General features: G+C 71.3%; 2 protein-coding genes. Both read left to right on the top strand.

The features are described from left to right. On the top strand, nucleotides 1–2,058 hold a 2,058-nt coding region (locus ACO2SS_RS28705), incomplete at its 5' end, for an autotransporter outer membrane beta-barrel domain-containing protein (protein ID WP_423281285.1). Nucleotides 2,059–2,219: 161 nt separating this feature from the next. After that, nucleotides 2,220–3,491: a L,D-transpeptidase family protein gene (locus ACO2SS_RS28700; protein ID WP_423281284.1), complete on the top strand. Its 1,272-nt coding sequence runs from the start codon at nucleotides 2,220–2,222 to the stop codon at nucleotides 3,489–3,491. Nucleotides 3,492–3,643 lie beyond the last annotated feature (152 nt).

Below are 3,643 nucleotides of genomic sequence, written 5' to 3'. Positions count from 1 at the left end.
CAGGGAGCCGGCACGCTGACCCTGCCCGGCACGAATACCTATTCGGGCGGCACGCCGGTCGCGGCCGGCACGCTCGTGGGTTCTGTGACGAGCTTCGGGACGGGGGCGATTACGACCGACGCAGCCCTCGTGCTCGACCAGGCGAGCGCCGGGACCCTGGCGAACACGATCTCCGGAGCGGGGAGCGTGGCGAAGCAGGGCGCGGGCACGCTGACCCTGACCGGCGCGAATACCTATTCGGGCGGTACCGCTGTCGCGGCCGGCACGCTGGTCGGCTCGGCGACGAGCTTCGGGACGGGCGCGATCACGAACGACGCCGCGCTCGTGCTCGACCAGGCGAGTGCCGGGACCCTGGCAAACCCGATTTCCGGGACGGGAAGCCTGACGAAGCAGGGCGCGGGCACGCTGACCCTGACCGGCACGTCGACCTATACGGGCGCGACCACGATCACGTCCGGAACGCTGGCCGTGAACGGCGTCATCGCGAACTCGCACGTAACCGTCGGGGCAGGCGGCAAGCTGGGCGGCACGGGCATCGTCGGAGGGTTGACGGTCGGGAGCGGCGGCATCCTCGCTCCCGGCAACTCGATCGGAACGATGATCGTGGCGGGAAATATCGGCTTCGCAGCCGGCTCGACCTACCAGGTCGAGGTGAACGCGGCCGGCCAGGGCGACAGCATCGCGGCGACCGGGACGGCGACCCTGGCCGGCGGGAGCGTGCAGGCGCTCGCCTCGGACGGCAATTATGCGGCCAGCACCCGCTACACCATCCTCACCGCCGCCTCGGGCCTGAGCGGGCAGTTCTCGGGGGTCTCCTCCAACCTCGCGTTCCTGGTTCCCTCGCTCGAATACGACAGCAACAGGGCCTATCTGGTTCTCCGGAACCCCCTTCCGTTCTCCTCCGTCGCGGAGACGCCGAACCAGTTCAGCACGGCCGTCGCCGCGCAGGCGCTCGGCGCCGGAAATCCCGTCTACGATGCGGTGCTCTCCCGCTCCGCCCCGGAGGCGCGGCTCGCCTTCGATCGGCTGTCGAACGAGATCGCGGGCTCGGCCGTGACCGCGAGCTTCGAGGTTGCCGGGATCGTGCGCGAGGCGATCCTCGGCCGGCTGCGCGGAACCGCTCCGGCGGCGCCTTTCGGCGTCGGGGCGAGCGTGCAGGCCGCCTTCGCGGCCGACCTGCCGGGCGGGCGCCGGCCGGAACTCGCCGCCGTGCCGGTGATGACGCTGGATCCGCGCGTCTTCGCGCTCTGGGGCCAGGGTTTCGGCTCCTTCGGGGCGACGGCCTCGAACGGCAATGCCGGGCGGCTCTCGCGCGAGACGGCGGGCTTCGTGGTCGGCGCGGACGCGACGCTGGACGGCGTGACCCGGTTCGGCCTCGCGGGCGGCTACACCACGACGAGCATCGACGTGCGCAGCCGCGGCTCCTCGGGCGAGATCGGGAGCGGCTTCGGCGCGCTCTATGCCGGCACGTCGCTCGGCGCGCTGAACCTGCGGGTCGGCGGCGTCTTCGGCGGGACCTGGGCCGATACGCGCCGCGCCATCGCCTTCCCGGGCTTTTCCGGCTCGGCGCAGGGGAAGTTCGGCGGGACGGTCGGCCAGGTCTTCGGCGAGGCGGGCTATCGCGTGCCGGTCGGGCTCGTCACGCTCGAGCCCTTCGCCGGGATCGCCGGCCTGTTCATCACGCGCGACCGCTACACGGAGACGGGCGGGGCGGGCGCGACGACCGTGTTCGGCCGCAGCTACGATGTCGGCGTGCTGACGACGGGCCTGCGCGCGGAGGCGGCTCTCTCGGCCGATTCGCCGTTCCGCGTGCACGCGCTCCTCGGCTATCGCCATGCCTTCGGCGACGTCACGCCGGCCGCTCTGCTCGCCTTCGCGGGCAGCGCGACGACCTTCGGGGTCGCGGGCGCGCCGATCGACCGCCATGCGGTGGTCGCCGAGGCGGGGCTCGACTGGCGCATCACGCGCGACCTGACGCTGGGCGTCTCCTATGCCGGACAGGCTGGAGCGCGCGCCTACGACAACAGCGTGCGCGGCAACCTGCTCTGGCGCTTCTGACGGCGGGGGCCCTTGCCCAATGCGGGCGGTGTGCGTTGTCGCACCGCCACATTGTAGCCGGACTGCTCAGGCTTCTTTAACCGCGGCTTGGGCAGTGATGGTGTGCATCGCGCCTGGGCCGCTGTGCTCACGCCGCCACCAGCTTCCGAGAGCAGGGCCGAATGCTGTCACGCCGTCACTTCCTGTCGACCTCCGCCGCCATTGCGCTCGTCTCCGCGAGTGGCCTGGGCGCCGCCGCCAGTGATCAGGCCGAGTGGGCCCAGAACTATGATGGCGCCAATCGCGTCCGGGTCCCGCGCTCCACCACGCCGATTCTCTCGCCCCAGGCCGTCGCCGGCACGGAGGAGGCCGCCGCCCGCTACCGCGAGATCGTGAATCGCGGCGGCTGGGAGCGCCTCGCCGCGCCCGCCGGCCTGCGCGTCGGCTCCAAGAGCCCGGCCGTCCTCGCCCTGCGCCAGCGCCTCATCGTCGAGGGCGACCTCGACCCGGCGGCCGGCGCCTCGCCGATCTTCGATTCCTATGTCGAGGCGGGCGTGAAGCGCTTCCAGGCGCGGCACGGCCTCAACGCCACCGGCATCCTCAACGAGGCGACCGTCGCCTCCATGAACGTCCCGGCCGAGACGCGCCTGAAGCAGCTCGAGCTGAACGTCGTCCGCCTGCGCTCCTATGCGGGCAATCTCGGCCAGCGCTACGTCATCATGAACATCCCGGCCGCGCTCGTGGAGACGGTCGAGGACGGCCGCGTCGTCAGCCGCCACGCCGCCGGCGTCGGCAAGATCGACCGGCAATCGCCCATCATGAACGCGAAGATCACGCAGGTGAACTTCAACCCGTTCTGGACGGCGCCCGCCTCCGTGGTCCGCAAGGACCTCATCCCGATGATGCAGAAGAACCCCACCTACCTGACGGAGAACCGCATCCGCGTGTTCAACCGCGAGGGGCAGGAGGTTCGGCCCGAGACCATCAACTGGCGCTCGGACGAGGCGACCCGCTACATGTTCCGGCAGGATCCGGGCGGCGACCTCAACTCGATGGGCTTCGTGCGCATCAACATCCCGAACCCGCACGGCGTCTACATGCACGACACGCCGTCCAAGGGCATCTTCGGCGACGATTTCCGCTTCGTCTCCTCCGGCTGCGTGCGCGTGCAGAACGTGCGCGACTACATCACCTGGCTCCTCAAGGACACCAACGGCTGGGACCGCCACCGCATCGAGGAGGTGTTCGAGGCCGGCTCGCGCACGGACGCGACGCTCGCGCAGCCCGTCCCGGTCTACTGGGTCTACATCACCTCCTGGGCGGCGCCGGACGGCCTCGTCCAGTTCCGCGACGACATCTACAACAAGGACGGGCTCGGCAACTTCTCCGTCGCCCTCGCCCGCCGCGGCGCGATCGAGCCGGACGACCCGGACGCAGCCTTCCTGCAGAACTGACCCTGGCCTTCGGCCAGGCGTCATCCCCGGGCCCGTCCCGGGGACCTCGATCCGCTTCTCGACACCACGGCCCGCTCACGCGGGCCGTGTCCGTTCGGGCTGGGATCCTCCCCCGCCTGCGGGGGAGGGGGACCGGGCGAAGCCCGGTGGAG

Origin of the sequence: Enterovirga sp. CN4-39, from assembly GCF_049446235.1 — a bacterium.
GTDB lineage: Bacteria > Pseudomonadota > Alphaproteobacteria > Rhizobiales > Beijerinckiaceae > Enterovirga.
Note: the sequence above shows the minus strand (reverse complement) of the source record. Positions and strands in the feature narration are given on the sequence as shown.

Excerpts from the sequence above, each read along its gene's own strand:
- ACO2SS_RS28700 (WP_423281284.1), top strand. The coding sequence starts at position 2,220 with ATGCTGTCACGCCGTCACTTCCTGTCGACCTCCGCCGCCATTGCGCTC.